General features: G+C 68.8%; 12 protein-coding genes and 3 pseudogenes. 11 read left to right on the forward strand and 4 right to left on the reverse strand.

Translation table 11 applies throughout. The annotated features are described in order from the left end of the window. Positions 1 to 54: 54 nt before the first annotated feature. The gene (locus LZ198_RS34930) at positions 55 to 246 is read right to left on the reverse strand and encodes a hypothetical protein (protein ID WP_253976473.1); all 192 of its coding nucleotides are present in this window, start codon (positions 244 to 246) and stop codon (positions 55 to 57) included. A gap of 253 nt (positions 247 to 499) precedes the next feature. On the opposite strand from LZ198_RS34930, the gene pip reads away from it, so the two are divergent. Together pip and LZ198_RS34940 are read left to right on the forward strand one after the other, a co-directional pair. Then, positions 500 to 1,468, forward strand: a complete 969-nt coding sequence (gene pip, locus LZ198_RS34935) for a prolyl aminopeptidase (protein WP_253976474.1) — start codon at positions 500 to 502, stop codon at positions 1,466 to 1,468. 58 nt (positions 1,469 to 1,526) lie between these two features. Then, positions 1,527 to 1,973 (forward strand): hypothetical protein, encoded by a 447-nt coding sequence (locus LZ198_RS34940; protein WP_253976475.1) that lies wholly within the window; start codon positions 1,527 to 1,529, stop codon positions 1,971 to 1,973. 6 nt (positions 1,974 to 1,979) lie between these two features. On the opposite strand, the pseudogene LZ198_RS34945 reads toward LZ198_RS34940, so the two are convergent. Next, positions 1,980 to 2,699: pseudogene (locus tag LZ198_RS34945) on the reverse strand (peptidase dimerization domain-containing protein); the annotation flags it as partial. Beyond that, positions 2,683 to 3,015, reverse strand: a pseudogene (locus LZ198_RS43845) (N-terminal phage integrase SAM-like domain-containing protein); the annotation flags it as partial. The pseudogenes LZ198_RS34945 and LZ198_RS43845, both read right to left, overlap by 17 nt. A gap of 716 nt (positions 3,016 to 3,731) precedes the next feature. Between LZ198_RS43845 and LZ198_RS34955 the strand changes: the two are divergent. From LZ198_RS34955 to LZ198_RS34985, 7 genes and pseudogenes are all read left to right on the forward strand, one after another. Continuing rightward, complete coding sequence (locus LZ198_RS34955) at positions 3,732 to 4,052, forward strand: DUF2381 family protein (RefSeq protein WP_253976476.1); 321 nt, start codon at positions 3,732 to 3,734, stop codon at positions 4,050 to 4,052. A 178-nt stretch (positions 4,053 to 4,230) separates the two neighbouring features. Continuing rightward, positions 4,231 to 5,520 carry a serine/threonine protein kinase gene (locus LZ198_RS34960; RefSeq protein WP_256560188.1) on the forward strand — a complete coding sequence of 430 codons (1,290 nt, stop codon included), beginning with the start codon at positions 4,231 to 4,233 and terminating at the stop codon, positions 5,518 to 5,520. Positions 5,521 to 5,642: 122 nt separating this feature from the next. Next, positions 5,643 to 6,989 carry a hypothetical protein gene (locus LZ198_RS34965; RefSeq protein WP_407667491.1) on the forward strand — a complete coding sequence of 449 codons (1,347 nt, stop codon included), beginning with the start codon at positions 5,643 to 5,645 and terminating at the stop codon, positions 6,987 to 6,989. 322 nt (positions 6,990 to 7,311) lie between these two features. Continuing rightward, positions 7,312 to 8,517, forward strand: a complete 1,206-nt coding sequence (locus LZ198_RS34970; RefSeq protein WP_323383226.1) for a DUF2380 domain-containing protein — start codon at positions 7,312 to 7,314, stop codon at positions 8,515 to 8,517. Further along, positions 8,514 to 8,984 carry an NUDIX hydrolase gene (locus LZ198_RS34975; protein ID WP_253976479.1) on the forward strand — a complete coding sequence of 157 codons (471 nt, stop codon included), beginning with the start codon at positions 8,514 to 8,516 and terminating at the stop codon, positions 8,982 to 8,984. Before LZ198_RS34970 ends, LZ198_RS34975 begins: the two co-directional genes overlap by 4 nt. A gap of 92 nt (positions 8,985 to 9,076) precedes the next feature. Next, positions 9,077 to 9,545: pseudogene (locus LZ198_RS34980) on the forward strand (NUDIX hydrolase). 159 nt (positions 9,546 to 9,704) lie between these two features. Next, positions 9,705 to 9,923 carry a hypothetical protein gene (locus LZ198_RS34985; protein ID WP_253976480.1) on the forward strand — a complete coding sequence of 73 codons (219 nt, stop codon included), beginning with the start codon at positions 9,705 to 9,707 and terminating at the stop codon, positions 9,921 to 9,923. Between the two features lie 6 nt (positions 9,924 to 9,929). On the opposite strand, the gene LZ198_RS34990 is transcribed toward LZ198_RS34985, so the two are convergent. Next, the gene (locus LZ198_RS34990; RefSeq protein WP_256560189.1) at positions 9,930 to 11,330 is read right to left on the reverse strand and encodes a M20/M25/M40 family metallo-hydrolase; all 1,401 of its coding nucleotides are present in this window, start codon (positions 11,328 to 11,330) and stop codon (positions 9,930 to 9,932) included. A gap of 82 nt (positions 11,331 to 11,412) precedes the next feature. Here LZ198_RS34990 and LZ198_RS34995 point away from each other — a divergent pair, with 82 nt between their 5' ends. Next, a complete protein-coding gene (locus tag LZ198_RS34995; protein ID WP_046715860.1) occupies positions 11,413 to 11,787 on the forward strand; it encodes a response regulator in 375 nt (124 codons plus the stop codon). Between the two features lie 15 nt (positions 11,788 to 11,802). Continuing rightward, positions 11,803 to 12,410: DUF4339 domain-containing protein (locus LZ198_RS35000; protein ID WP_253976482.1), on the forward strand; the 608-nt coding region annotated here is incomplete at its 3' end.

Genomic DNA, 12,410 nt, shown 5'->3' on the forward strand with positions numbered 1-12,410 from the left:
AAGCAGGCGCGGTCGACGAAGTCCCTCGACGTCGACCGCGCGGTGCGGAGCGGCTCAGGCGCGGTGCTGGGCGTAGGCGCCCGTGAGCACGTCGCGCATGTGGCGGAACGCCTTCACGCTGTCCTCCATGGCGCTCAGCGTGCCCTGGAGCAGGACGGTGGCCTGGACCCGGATGACCTGGATGCGACCGGGACGGGGCGTGGCGTCGGCGGGAGGCGGGGTGTTCATGAGGGAGGCGATGTTCATGGGGCACTCCAGGGGCGTGGGTTCGCGAGACAGCATCCATCCCTCCCGCAAACGCCGCGTCGCACCCAGGCAACTTCGCCGTCACATCCCACTCGCACGCCTCCCGGGGCGGCATGCGTGTGGCGTGCTCGACAGTCTCCCACGCGGACGTCCAGGCGCGGGGCGCCGGCGACCCCGCACCGCCCCACCCGTGGGCCGTGCCAGGGAACGGCTCTGGTAGGTTCCCGCGGGAACACGCCGTCACGGAAGGCGCATGTCCGAGTCCAGCCCGTCCCCGAGAGCCCTGTATCCCCCCCTCGAGCCCTATCGGATGGGGCGCCTGCGGGTGTCCTCCCTCCACGAGCTGTACTTCGAGGAGTGTGGCAATCCCCGGGGCAAGCCCGCGCTCTTCGTCCACGGGGGGCCGGGTGGCGGCACGGACGCGCGGCAGCGGCGCTTCTTCGACCCGGCCGCGTACCGCATCATCCTCTTCGACCAGCGGGGCTGTGGCCGCAGCACGCCCCACGCGAGCCTCGAGGAGAACACGACCTGGGACCTCGTCGCCGACATGGAGAAGCTGCGCGTCCACCTGGACCTCGAGCGCTGGCAGCTGTTCGGCGGCTCCTGGGGCAGCACCCTGGCGCTGGCCTACGCACAGACGCATCCCGAGCGCGTGTCGGAGCTGGTGCTGCGCGGCATCTTCCTGCTGCGCCAGCAGGAGCTTGACTGGTTCTACCAGCGCGGCGCCAGCGCGCTGTTCCCGGACGCGTGGGCGCACTACCTGGCCCCCATCCCGCCGGAGGAGCGCGGCGACCTGCTCGGCGCCTACCACCGCCGGCTGACGGGCGCGGACCCGGTGGCGCGCCAGGAGGCGGCGCGGGCCTGGAGCATCTGGGAGGCCCGCACCAGCTACCTGCGCCCCAACGCGGAGCTGGTGGCGCGCAACGCCGGGGACACGTTCGCCCTCGCGTTCGCGCGCATCGAAAGCCACTACTTCGTGAACCGGGGCTTCCTGCGCTCCGACGCGCAGCTGCTCGACGACGTGCACCGCATCCGCCACATCCCCGGAGTCATCGTCCAGGGCCGCTACGACGTCGTGTGCCCCATGGAGAGCGCCTGGGCGCTGCACGAGGCCTGGCCGGAGGCGGAGTTCGTCGTCGTCCCGGACGCGGGCCACTCCGCCAACGAGCCGGGGACCACGTCCGCGCTGCTCGACGCCACGGACCGGTTCCGCGCGCGCTGAGCGGCGCGGCGGTGATGGGCTATGGTGGGCCGTGAACCCTGGAACGGGAGCACGACCCATGTCCGCAGAGAAGAGCGCTCGTAGCTGGGTGGAGGAGAGCGCCCTGCGCGCCGCCGGCGCCGCCGCCATCCCCATCCCCGTGCCGGGCGCGCACACCGCGCTCACGTCCGCCATCGAGGCGTACATGATCTACCACGTGGCCGGCATCTACGGAGAGAAGCTCAGCCTGGGCGAGTCGCTCGGGCTCATCCCCACGCTGGGCGCGGGCATCGTCGCGCGCAAGGCGGCGAGCGCCGTCGTGGGCGAGACGGTGGGCTGGATTCCCGTCGCCGGCTGGCTGCTCAAGGGCGCCGCCAGCGGCGGCACCGCGTTCGCCATGGGCGTCGCCGCCGTGAGCTACTTCGAGAAGAAGTACCCGGGCCGCGAGGCCATCCCCTTCGACACCGTGTCCATCAAGGACTGGGTCAAGGCGGCGCTCACGCACCTGGGCGTCAAGGCGAGGTAGCCGCCGTCAGCCCCGCGGCACCAGCACCCGCGCCAGCTCCTCGTAGAGGTGGATGGCGCCGCGGATGGACTTCTCCCAGTCTCCCACGTGCAGGCTCTCGTTCTCCGAGTGGGCGTACGTGTACGGGTCCTCCACGCCGATGAGCAGCGCGGGCACACCGCCCAGCTCCCGCGCGAACGGCTCCACGAAGGGGATGGACGCGCCGCAGCCGACCGCCACCGCCTTCGTCCCGAAGCCCTTCTCCAGCGCGCGGAACGCCGCCTGGAACGCCGGATGCGACGGGTCCGTGTACCACCAGCCCGACGCACCCTCCGTCTCGAACGACACCTCCAGGCCCCACGGGCACTCCTCGCGCAGGTGGTCCTTCAGCCGCTGCTCCACGTCGCGCGGCTCCAGGTCCGGGACGATGCGGATGCCCACGCGCGCCCAGGCCGCGTCGCAGATGATGTTGCGCGCGTCCTTGCGGTTGCTGGCCTGGATGGCGTTGATGGCGATGCTCGGGTGGCGCCAGTTCAGCTCGTACGGGTGACGCCCACCGCCCAGCCGCTCCGCGCCCGGCACCATCCCCGTCTGCTCACGGAACGACGCCTCCGTGCCCGGCAGGGACTGGAGGTCGCCGCGCTCCGCCTCCGTCAGCGGACGCACCCGCTCCGCGATGCCGTCGATGGCGATGGAGCCGTCCGCGTGCGTCAGCGTGGCCAGCATCCGGCACAGCGCCATCACCGGTGCGCCCACGGATGGCCTTCAAGGTGGGAGCATCCTTACGAGCACGGGCACGGGAGACCTTCTTCCGCATCAGCGCCTTGAAGTCCTCGATCTCTGCCGGCCCGATGGCATTCAGCGCCATCGCTCCGAAGAACGGAAGGATGTGGTCCTCAAGCGCCTGCCTCTTGCTGACAACGCTGGAGTGCTTGTTGTTGTTCTCGCTGTAGGTGAGGAAGCGCGGAGTGAATTTCTCCAACGTGGGGATGTGCTTCTCCTCTGTCTTCTCCGTTCCGAAGGTGCCGGTCACCACCGCGCCGCGAACGCCGGGCTTGTACTTGGGGAACTCGCGCACGACGCCGGCCACGACGAGCGCCGCGAGAAAGCGCCGGATGGGCTGCTCTCCCGCACCGAGCGCGCCACACAGCTCCTTCACAGTGCGACCCTCGGGCCCTGCGTCGGTGAGCGCGACGACGATGCGGGGGCGGTACTGCTCAACCTGTTCAATCACGCGTTGGACTCCTGCTCTCGTGCTGGGGCTATCTCCGCGCCGTGTCCGCTGGGCTGTCCCTGTGGCCACGGTTGGCGGCGTCTGTTGATGGGTAAATGGGTGCGGTTTCTGCGAATGGCCCACGCGACCATTTCCAGGCCATTTCTCGGCCACGGCTGACTTGCGGTGGCCCCATCTAAATGGGTGCGGACTCTGTGGATGGCTCAGGCCACGTTGAGGCAGGCCCCCCGGTCCGGATTTCCGATGGGTGGCCCCTCCGGACTGTGCTCGGAGGTTCACCACGCTGAGAAAATGCCGCGGAAAATCGTCGGCCCCCGAGCGGCGATGTGTTCGGCGTGGCGCGCTGTTCCGTGAAGTCCCTGAACACTTGTCGCGAGAAGCCACGTGCGCCGCGCGACGGGGAGTTTTGATGGGCGTGACGCGACTCCTGCGGCGGATTCTTGCGTCATGCCGAAACCCGGGGGCGCCAGGACAACCAGAGAACGACCGGAAGTCGCGCGCTTCCTGGTACGGTCCCCGCCATGTCCCTTGGAGGTCGTCTGCGAGTGCGCCTGTCCCTTGCCCGGCTTGCCCTGCCCCTCGTGCTCCTGATGGGGTTCCCGGCCACGGCGCAGTCCCAGGAGGGGCTTCGCGGGCGCGAGCTGAAGCGGCGCCGGGTGTCGCTCTCGGTGACCACCGCCGACAAGCCCGTGGAGCTGCGCGTCGCTCCCGACTACCTCACCGCATTGGAGTTCGATTCTCCTGTGGACCGTGACTCGGTGGTGCTTGGGGACAGTGGAGGCCGGCTCGCGTTGTTCGAGGTCACCGCACGGACCATCGTGCTCAAAAGGACTGTGGGGGCCTATCTGGTCGAGCGCTGGCCCTAGTTTCCCTCGGAGGACGTAAAGCAGGTTTGCAAAACAGGCCCACCTCTGTTCACTATGAGTGAATGAGATTTCGATCTTTTTAGACCTATCACGTCGTTCAAGTCTGCAAGGGCTGGCAGTACCTTGAGTCTGCCTTTGCGCGAAACCCTCTCGCGCGGGCGCTCGGAGATTCCTGCCCATGTCCAATCCGTCTGACTCTCGGCCTGCCGGGGGCGTCGTCCTATTCACGAATGGAGAAACCTCCTACGAGTTCTTCCGGGACTTGGGGGAGGGGCGCGTGGGGGAGCGGCTCCTCCTCGCGCAGACGCGCACGCCCAAGGGCCTCGGTGAGTGCATCGTGCTCAAGTGCCTGCCCCTGCCGAAAGCGGCGGAGGTGACGGAGCAGTACCAGCGCACCCGCATCCGCCTGGAGGAAGAGGTTCGGCTCGCCCAGTACCTTCGCCACCCGAGCATCGCGCGCGTGCATGGCCTCTTCGAGACCGAGCATGGCCTGTGCGTGGCGATGGAGAACGTCGAAGGGCTGTCGCTCCACACGTTGCTGGCCGTCGCCCAGGCGCGCGGCTGCTACTTCTCCGAGGCGTTCACCCTCTACGTGGGCGCGGAGGTCGCGGCGGCCCTGGCCTATGCACACGCACGCACGGATGACGCGGGCTTCCCGCTCGGCATCGTCAACCGGGACGTGAACCCCGCTCGCATCCGCGTCGGCCCGCATGGAGAGATTCGGTTGACGGACTTCGGCGTGGCCTTCTCCCGTCTCGCGGGGCGGTTGGCCACCTCGCTCCCCAGCCCCCAAGGCGAAGTCCTCTACTCCGCACCGGAGGCGTTGTTGGGAGAGGCCGTGGACTGGCGCGCGGACTTGTTCTCCCTGGGCCTGACGCTGTTGGAGTTCTCCACGGGCCGCCACCTCTACGACCCGGGCCACCTCCGGATTGACGAAGTGGAGGCGCGTGCCTCGAAGGAGGAGCGGGAGAAGGTGCTCGCGGCCTCGGTGGCCGCGCTCGTGACGGAGTTGCCCGCCTTCGCGGAGGACGTCATCTGGTGCGCGATGGCCTTTCGCTCCGACGACATGGAGCAGGCAGCGCGCGGGCTCTCGATTCCGCTCCGGGACATCCTGCATACGCTGTTGCAGCGCGAGCCCGCTGACCGCGTCTTCACGGCGGCGGAGTTGGAGCTGGTCATGCGCTCCCAACTGGCACGCCTGGGGCGCTACACGCGGGAGGACGCGTTGCGAGAGGTCCAGCACGCACTCGCGCAGGCCAGCGACAAGCTCTGGGACTTCGAGGTGCCGAGCGACGAAGGCGGAATCACGCCCCCTGTCCACGAGGTGTGGAGCGGTGCCGCGGCCACAACGGCGTCCTCTTCCAGGGGCACGCGGCGCACGTCGTCCTCGCCTGCGGCCGATGAAGTGCCAACGGAGCCCAGCGCCGGTCCGCGTCGTCGCACGTTGACGAAGCAGCCGACCACGTAACGGCGGCACCCCCTTTCCTTTCACCACCGCTGATTCACCACCGGCGCGGCGCGAGTCGCTAAAGCCGACCGGGAGACGTGTGTTCTTCGTGCCTCATGCCGGGGCACGCACAGGAGGCGTGTATGCGCAGGAAGCGAAGCTGTCTTGCCGTGCTGCTGTTGCTGCTGTCGACGCGTGGGTGGGCGTCGGAGTCCTCCGTCCCCGAGCAGGAGGCGCCCCCCGCCCCATCCACGCCGCCCGCGCGGTCTTGGTACTACCTGATGCGCATCGAGGCGACGACGCTGGCGCTCCTGCCTCGCGCGGGCATGGGCGAGGAAGAGGGCTACTTGCAGGTGGAGCCCACGTTCATCCTCGACGGTGGCCGCGACTTCGGCATCAACCTGGGGGCGCCCGTGCGCTTCCGCATGTGGGGCGACGGGGAGGGCGCCACGTTCGTTCGTCGCGCGGACTGGGACACGCTCTCGGACTGGGGACAGCTCGTTCGAGGGCTCCTGTTGGGCTCGAACGACGCGCCCCTCGGAATCTGGTTCGGCCCGCTGGAGGAACACCGGCTCCTCTCTGGTCATCTCGTCCGCCGGTACTCCAACCGCACGAATCCCGACTACCACCCGGCCGGTGGCATCTTCACCGGCACGTTGGGCCCGCTCTACACGGAAGCGTTCGCCTCGGATGTGCTCGGCGCGCGGCTGTTGGGAGCGGAGTTCTCCCTGGACATGGAGCACCTCCTCTTCGGGCAGCCGGAGCAGCGGGGCCGGTACACGCTGGCGGTGTCCGCTGTCCATGACTGGGGTCGAGCGGGAGGAGCCGCGCCATCCATGACGCTGGCCCATTTGGACGCCATGGCCGTGGTGGTGGCTCGGCCCGGCATGGAGGCTTACGTGAATGCTGGGTGGGGTGGCCGTCCCGGGGATGGCGGCGCTTGGGGCGCGGTCGTAGGGGGCGGGGTGGACTCCCTCTCCGAGAGGTTCAACCTGCGCCTTCGGTTGGAGGCGAGGCGCCAGCATGGCGGCTTCCGGCAAGGCTTCTTCGGCGCGGACTACGAGTTGGCGCGCTTCCAGGCGGCGGGCCCTGACGGCGTGCCGCTCGCGGAGGCTCGCTTCCCCGACGGCTACTCCGCCTTCGCGGAAGCCCTCGTGGAGTGGGACGCCGTCAGCTACGGAGGGCCCTACAAGCACCTGCGCCTCTCGGTGGGCGCGGAAGCCTTCTCGTGGGGGCGCGTCGACGTGGACGGTCGCGTGGCGGTGCAGCTCTTCCAGCGCGCCCTGGAAGTGGCCGTGAAGGGTCTCGCAGTGGGAGCTGGCAAGCCGGGGGCGCGCTACCTGGGCGCGGCGGAAGTTCGCTGGAGGTTCCTGGGAGGGGCGCTCTATGCGATGGGGACAGGCGGCACGCTGCTGTTCCCCACTGTGGAAGGGACGCTGCGCCCGGGGGCGTTCGCCTCGGTGGGGCTGGGGGTGGACAATGCGCGCTGAGGTCCTGCTCCTGGCCGTGGTGCTTGCCTCGGGATGCGCGTCGGTGCCGCATGCCTCCTGGCGTGGCGGAACGTTGAACTACACTCCTCGTGGGAGGACCTCACCCGAGCGGGCGGACGTGCTGATTGAAGAGCGTCCTCCTTCCCCTGGCTCCCCTCCGTATTCCCTCGCGGGCCCTCGGGCTCAACAGCGCCTCTTCCGTCATGTCGGGCCCCGAGACGAGGCAACGAAGGCAGCACCTGGCACCGCATCTGGAGCTGTCGGAGGCAGGGGCCCGCAGGCAGCCTCGGCGCGGCGAGCCTTCCTCGACTCCCTCGACGAGGTGCAGGGCTCGCTGAAAGAAGTCGAAGGCACACTGTCCAAGATTGCGGCGCGTCGGCGCAGCTACGACAACCGCGGCATCAACAGTGACCTGTTCACGCGCTTCCTTCACCACGGCACGAAGCAGTTGACGTGGATTCGAGGTGCGCTGGGAAGCGCAACCGTGTTGGCCGGTGTCGCGTCGGAGGTGGGGGACTCGGAGATGGAGCTGGCCGTCCTGCGCATGGCGGGCCCACGACTCCAGTCCGCGTTGTTCGGTGTCCTGCTGTTCGCCACCTGGGTGGACTTCCTTCAGCTCTCCGACGTCCTGCTGCGCGAGTGCTTCCTGTGCGGCGTCGAGAAGCAGTTCGTGGACCTCGACCGTGTCCGGGGCTTGATGGAGACCCTGTTGGCCGACCTCGCCTCCCAAGACCCGGACCGTGTCGAGGCGGCAGCGCTCGCGATGCCCGAGTTGATGGGGAAGCTGACCCAGGAGTTCAACGCGCTTCGGTTGGACGGGCAGTCGGCCATGGAGCAGGGCGGCAAGGTCATGGTGACCGCGCAGGTGCTGGAGATGCTCACCATGATTTCCTCGCTGAAGCTGTCCCTGCCGCGCCTGCCGCCTGCGGCCCCAGCGACGCTCGGCGTGGGGTTCGTCGTGAGTTCAGGCGGCGTCATGGCGGGCTCTCAGCTCGTCGTCTCTGCTGAGTGGGTGGAGATGATGCGGCGGCTGGTGCAGGCAGGCGTTCTCTCCGTCCCCGTGGTGAGCGCGGCGGTTCGCATCCACGGGGGCCAGGTGATGATGGCGCAAGCCCACCAGGACTTGCCCGAGGGTGTGCGAGAGGCGCTGGGGGACAGTCCCGAGGTGCGCGGCATGCACGTCACGGGCAAGGCGGGGGCGGGCATGTCCGAGGCCCCCAAGCACCATGTCCTGCCACAGGAACAACGCGAGTGGTTCGAGCAGCGCGGCTTCAAGGGGGACCTGGACATCGACCAGTTCTGTGTCCGCCTGGAGCGGTCCCACCACGAAGCGATTCACGGTGGGGGAAACTGGCGCCTCGGGCGCACATGGCCAGGGGAGTGGAACCGGATGATCATGAAAGTGCTGCGAGCAGCCGAGGGGGAAAACGGCCGGCGGCTGACGCGCAACGAGATCTTGAGACTCGTCGCAGGGTATCTGAAGGAGTACGACATCCCGATGAAGTTCACCAAGGGGGCGAGCCGATGACTGATGGTCGTTCGTGGCAGGGGAATTGGAAGGTCCGCCTGTATGAGCGCGTCCGTGAGCGCGGCTACGACTCACTCACGGCCTTTGCCGAGGCTCGTCCCACTGCATCGTTGGTTGCGCTAGCCGAGGAGTTGGGCCCCGACGATATTGCTGGGGTGCAGGTATTCAGTGGACTCGTAGCCGAGGCGGAGCGAAGCCATCGGGTCGCTCGCTTGGTACGTGGTCAGTTTGTGCGTGAACTGCACGCGAGCCTCCCGAATGGGTGGCCTGCCGTGCTGGACGACACGAATCGATTCGATATTGCCCAAGCGCTCGCTAGGTGGAGTAGCTACACCCCAGAGACGCATGAGGAGCGCGTGAATCAGGCCAGGGTGGCACTTCGCGCGACCCCACCCCCTGCCGGCTGGCGCCCGCTCGGCCCTGATGACGAGCTGCTTCGGACACTCCTCCCCGATGACGAAGCCTGAACGGAGCTGGTGACCCCGCTAGTCGGCGCTGCGAGGCACCGTGTCTCCCATCACCGCCTCGTGCCGCAGAACGTCTCGAAGGAGAGACTCCGATGACCGACGGACATCCCTGGCAGGGCAATATCAAGGCACGCCTGTACGAACGGGCCCGCGAGCGAGGGTACGCGTCACTTACCGCCTTCGCGAGCGACCGTCCTACAGCCTCGTTGGTGGCACTTGCCGAAGAGTTGGGGCGCGAGGACGTTGCAGGAGTGCAGGTGCTAAGCGGTTTGCTCTACGAGGCCGAGCAGAGCAGACAGGTCACGCGCTTTGTTCGCGACGTCCTTGTCCGCATGTTGCCCCAGAGTCTTCCCGCTGGATGGCCCGCCGTGCAGGACGGAGAGAATCGGTTCTCCATCGCGAAGGCGCTTGGACGCTGGATCGCCTACACCCCAGGTACCCACAAGGGGCGCGCCCGGCGGGTCGCAGATGCGTTGCTCGCCAATCCCCCCTGCTGGCTGGCGCCCGCTCGGACCTGATGACGAGCTGCTTCGGTCGCTCCTGCCGGACGAGGAAGCCTGACCACCCCTGTAGCAGGTGAGTCAGAGGCCATGCCGCCATGTGCCCCCAGTGTGCCCCTCCAGCGTGGTTCGAGGTGGCACCTGGGGGGACTACGTGGGACGGGGCGGGAAGACGAACCCGAGGAGAATCAAGGCGATAGCGGGTAACAGCACGTCCTGCTTGGTGTTTTCCATCGCCTTGACGGTGGGCTGGATTCCCGTCGCCGGCTGGCTGCTCAAGGGCGCCGCCAGCGGCGGCACCGCGTTCGCCATGGGCGTCGCCGCCGTGAGCTACTTCGAGAAGAAGTACCCGGGCCGCGAGGCCATCCCCTTCGACACCGTGTCCATCAAGGACTGGGTCAAGGCGGCGCTCACGCACCTGGGCGTCAAGGCGAGGTAGCCGCCGTCAGCCCCGCGGCACCAGCACCCGCGCCAGCTCCTCGTAGAGGTGGATGGCGCCGCGGATGGACTTCTCCCAGTCTCCCACGTGCAGGCTCTCGTTCTCCGAGTGGGCGTACGTGTACGGGTCCTCCACGCCGATGAGCAGCGCGGGCACACCGCCCAGCTCCCGCGCGAACGGCTCCACGAAGGGGATGGACGCGCCGCAGCCGACCGCCACCGCCTTCGTCCCGAAGCCCTTCTCCAGCGCGCGGAACGCCGCCTGGAACGCCGGATGCGACGGGTCCGTGTACCACCAGCCCGACGCACCCTCCGTCTCGAACGACACCTCCAGGCCCCACGGGCACTCCTCGCGCAGGTGGTCCTTCAGCCGCTGCTCCACGTCGCGCGGCTCCAGGTCCGGGACGATGCGGATGCCCACGCGCGCCCAGGCCGCGTCGCAGATGATGTTGCGCGCGTCCTTGCGGTTGCTGGCCTGGATGGCGTTGATGGCGATGCTCGGGTGGCGCCAGTTCAGCTCGTACGGGTGACGCCCACCGCCCAGCCGCTCCGCGCCCGGCACCATCCCCGTCTGCTCACGGAACGACGCCTCCGTGCCCGGCAGGGACTGGAGGTCGCCGCGCTCCGCCTCCGTCAGCGGACGCACCCGCTCCGCGATGCCGTCGATGGCGATGGAGCCGTCCGCGTGCGTCAGCGTGGCCAGCATCCGGCACAGCGCCATCACCGGGTCCGGCACCGGCCCGCCCCACATGCCCGAGTGCAGCGCCTGCTTCAGCGCCCGCACCTCCACGTCCACCGTCACCAGCCCGCGCAGCGCCGTGGTGATGGAGGGCAGCCCCGTGTCGAAGTTCGCCGTGTCCGTCAGCACGATGGCGTCCGCCTTCAACAACGCGGCGTGCCGGCGCAGGAAGTCCGACAGGTGGTTGCTGCCGATCTCCTCCTCGCCCTCGATGATGACCTTCACGTTCAACGGGAGCTGGCCCGCGCCCTTCAGCCACGCCTCCACCGCGGACGTGTGCACCACAATGCCCGCCTTGTCGTCCGCGGTGCCGCGCCCGTAGAGCCGCCCGTCCCGCACCCGGGGCTCGAACGGCGGGCTCTTCCACAGCGACTCGTCGCCCGCGGGCTGCACGTCGTGATGCGCATACAACAACAACGTGGGCGCCCCCGGAGACCGCATCACCTCGCCGTAGACATACGGATGCGCGCCCTCGATTTCGAGTAGTTGAACGTTTTCAAAGCCACGGTCATTCAAGAGTCGAGAAGTCGCTTCGGCGCTCTGTCGCACCCGCGCGGGGTCGAAGCCCGGGAACGAGACGCTGGGTATGCGCGCGAGAGTGACGAGGTCCTCGAGATAGACGTGCTTCTGGGACTCGAAGTGAGAGAGGGCGAGGTCGACGGAGGACATGCTCACCCCTTAACCCAAAAAGGCAGGCAGGCGCGGCATGTCCTGGCGCGGATGTTCCGCGGTCCCAGTATCATGCGGTGCCATGTCCGACACCCCGACCCTGCTGCTCGTCGATGACGACAGCTTCGTGCGCCGCATCTTGAAGGACGTCATCGCCGACACGGGCATCGAGCTGAGGTTGCTCGAGGCCGCGGACGGCGAGGAGGGCCTCGCGGTGGCCGCCCGAGAGAAACCCGCGGTGATGTTCCTCGACCTCTTCATGCCGAAGAAGAGCGGGCTCGAGGTGCTCGGCGCCATCAAGCAGGTGTCGCCCGGCACGCGGGTCCTCGTCATCAGCAGCATGGACGCGGAGCCCGTGGTGGAGCAGGCCATGGCCGCGGGCGCGGTGGGCTTCGTGGGCAAGCCCTTCCATCCCTTGGAGATCGCCTCGGCGGTACGCCAGGCACTCGCTCATTGACCCAGAGGTGTCTGCGTGTCGTCTCCTGTTGTCGGTTACTGGGTTGCGGACAACCTCGGTCGTGTCCTGGGGCCCCTGGCCCTGCAGGCCCTGCGTGAGCTGATCGCCTCCGGGCGGCTGAAGGCCGCGGTGCGCGCCTCGCGGGATGGCACCCAGTGGGTGGCCCTCCAGGAGCTGCCGGAGCTGCGGGATTTGTTCACGGCGCGGCCCACGGCCTCCGTGGAGCAGCAGCAGGCCGAGCGCCTGCGCACCCAACTGCGCGGCCTGCAGAACCTGCCGCCGCTGGAGGTGTTCGGCGCCAAGCCGACCGCGTCGCTGGACGAGGTGCGGCTGGCGTTCTTCCGCATGGCCAAGCGGTTCTCGCCCGACCACCTCTCGCCGGACACGCATCCGGACCTGCGCAAGGTGTCCGCGGAGATCTTCGACTTCCTGTCGCGCTGCATGCGCGAGGCGGAGGTGCTCTTCTCGCAAGGCGCCTTCCAGCCGCCCCGGCCGCAGCCGCCCCGGCTGGACATGAACGGCCCGCTGCCGCCCCCGCCGCCCATCGCGCCGGCCCCCGCGCCCGTCGCGGTGACGGCGCCGCCCGTGGCCGTCGCGCCCGCGCCTCCACCGCCCGCGCCCGC

Source organism: Myxococcus dinghuensis (genome assembly GCF_024198235.1).
GTDB classification, from domain to species: Bacteria; Myxococcota; Myxococcia; order Myxococcales; family Myxococcaceae; genus Myxococcus; species Myxococcus dinghuensis.

Excerpts from the sequence above, each read along its gene's own strand:
- LZ198_RS34930 (WP_253976473.1), bottom strand. The coding sequence starts at position 246 with ATGAACATCGCCTCCCTCATGAACACCCCGCCTCCCGCCGACGCCACG.
- pip (WP_253976474.1), top strand. The coding sequence starts at position 500 with ATGTCCGAGTCCAGCCCGTCCCCGAGAGCCCTGTATCCCCCCCTCGAG.
- LZ198_RS34940 (WP_253976475.1), top strand. The coding sequence starts at position 1,527 with ATGTCCGCAGAGAAGAGCGCTCGTAGCTGGGTGGAGGAGAGCGCCCTG.
- LZ198_RS34960 (WP_256560188.1), top strand. The coding sequence starts at position 4,231 with ATGTCCAATCCGTCTGACTCTCGGCCTGCCGGGGGCGTCGTCCTATTC.
- LZ198_RS34965 (WP_407667491.1), top strand. The coding sequence starts at position 5,643 with ATGCGCAGGAAGCGAAGCTGTCTTGCCGTGCTGCTGTTGCTGCTGTCG.
- LZ198_RS34975 (WP_253976479.1), top strand. The coding sequence starts at position 8,514 with ATGACTGATGGTCGTTCGTGGCAGGGGAATTGGAAGGTCCGCCTGTAT.
- LZ198_RS34990 (WP_256560189.1), bottom strand. The coding sequence starts at position 11,330 with ATGTCCTCCGTCGACCTCGCCCTCTCTCACTTCGAGTCCCAGAAGCAC.
- LZ198_RS34995 (WP_046715860.1), top strand. The coding sequence starts at position 11,413 with ATGTCCGACACCCCGACCCTGCTGCTCGTCGATGACGACAGCTTCGTG.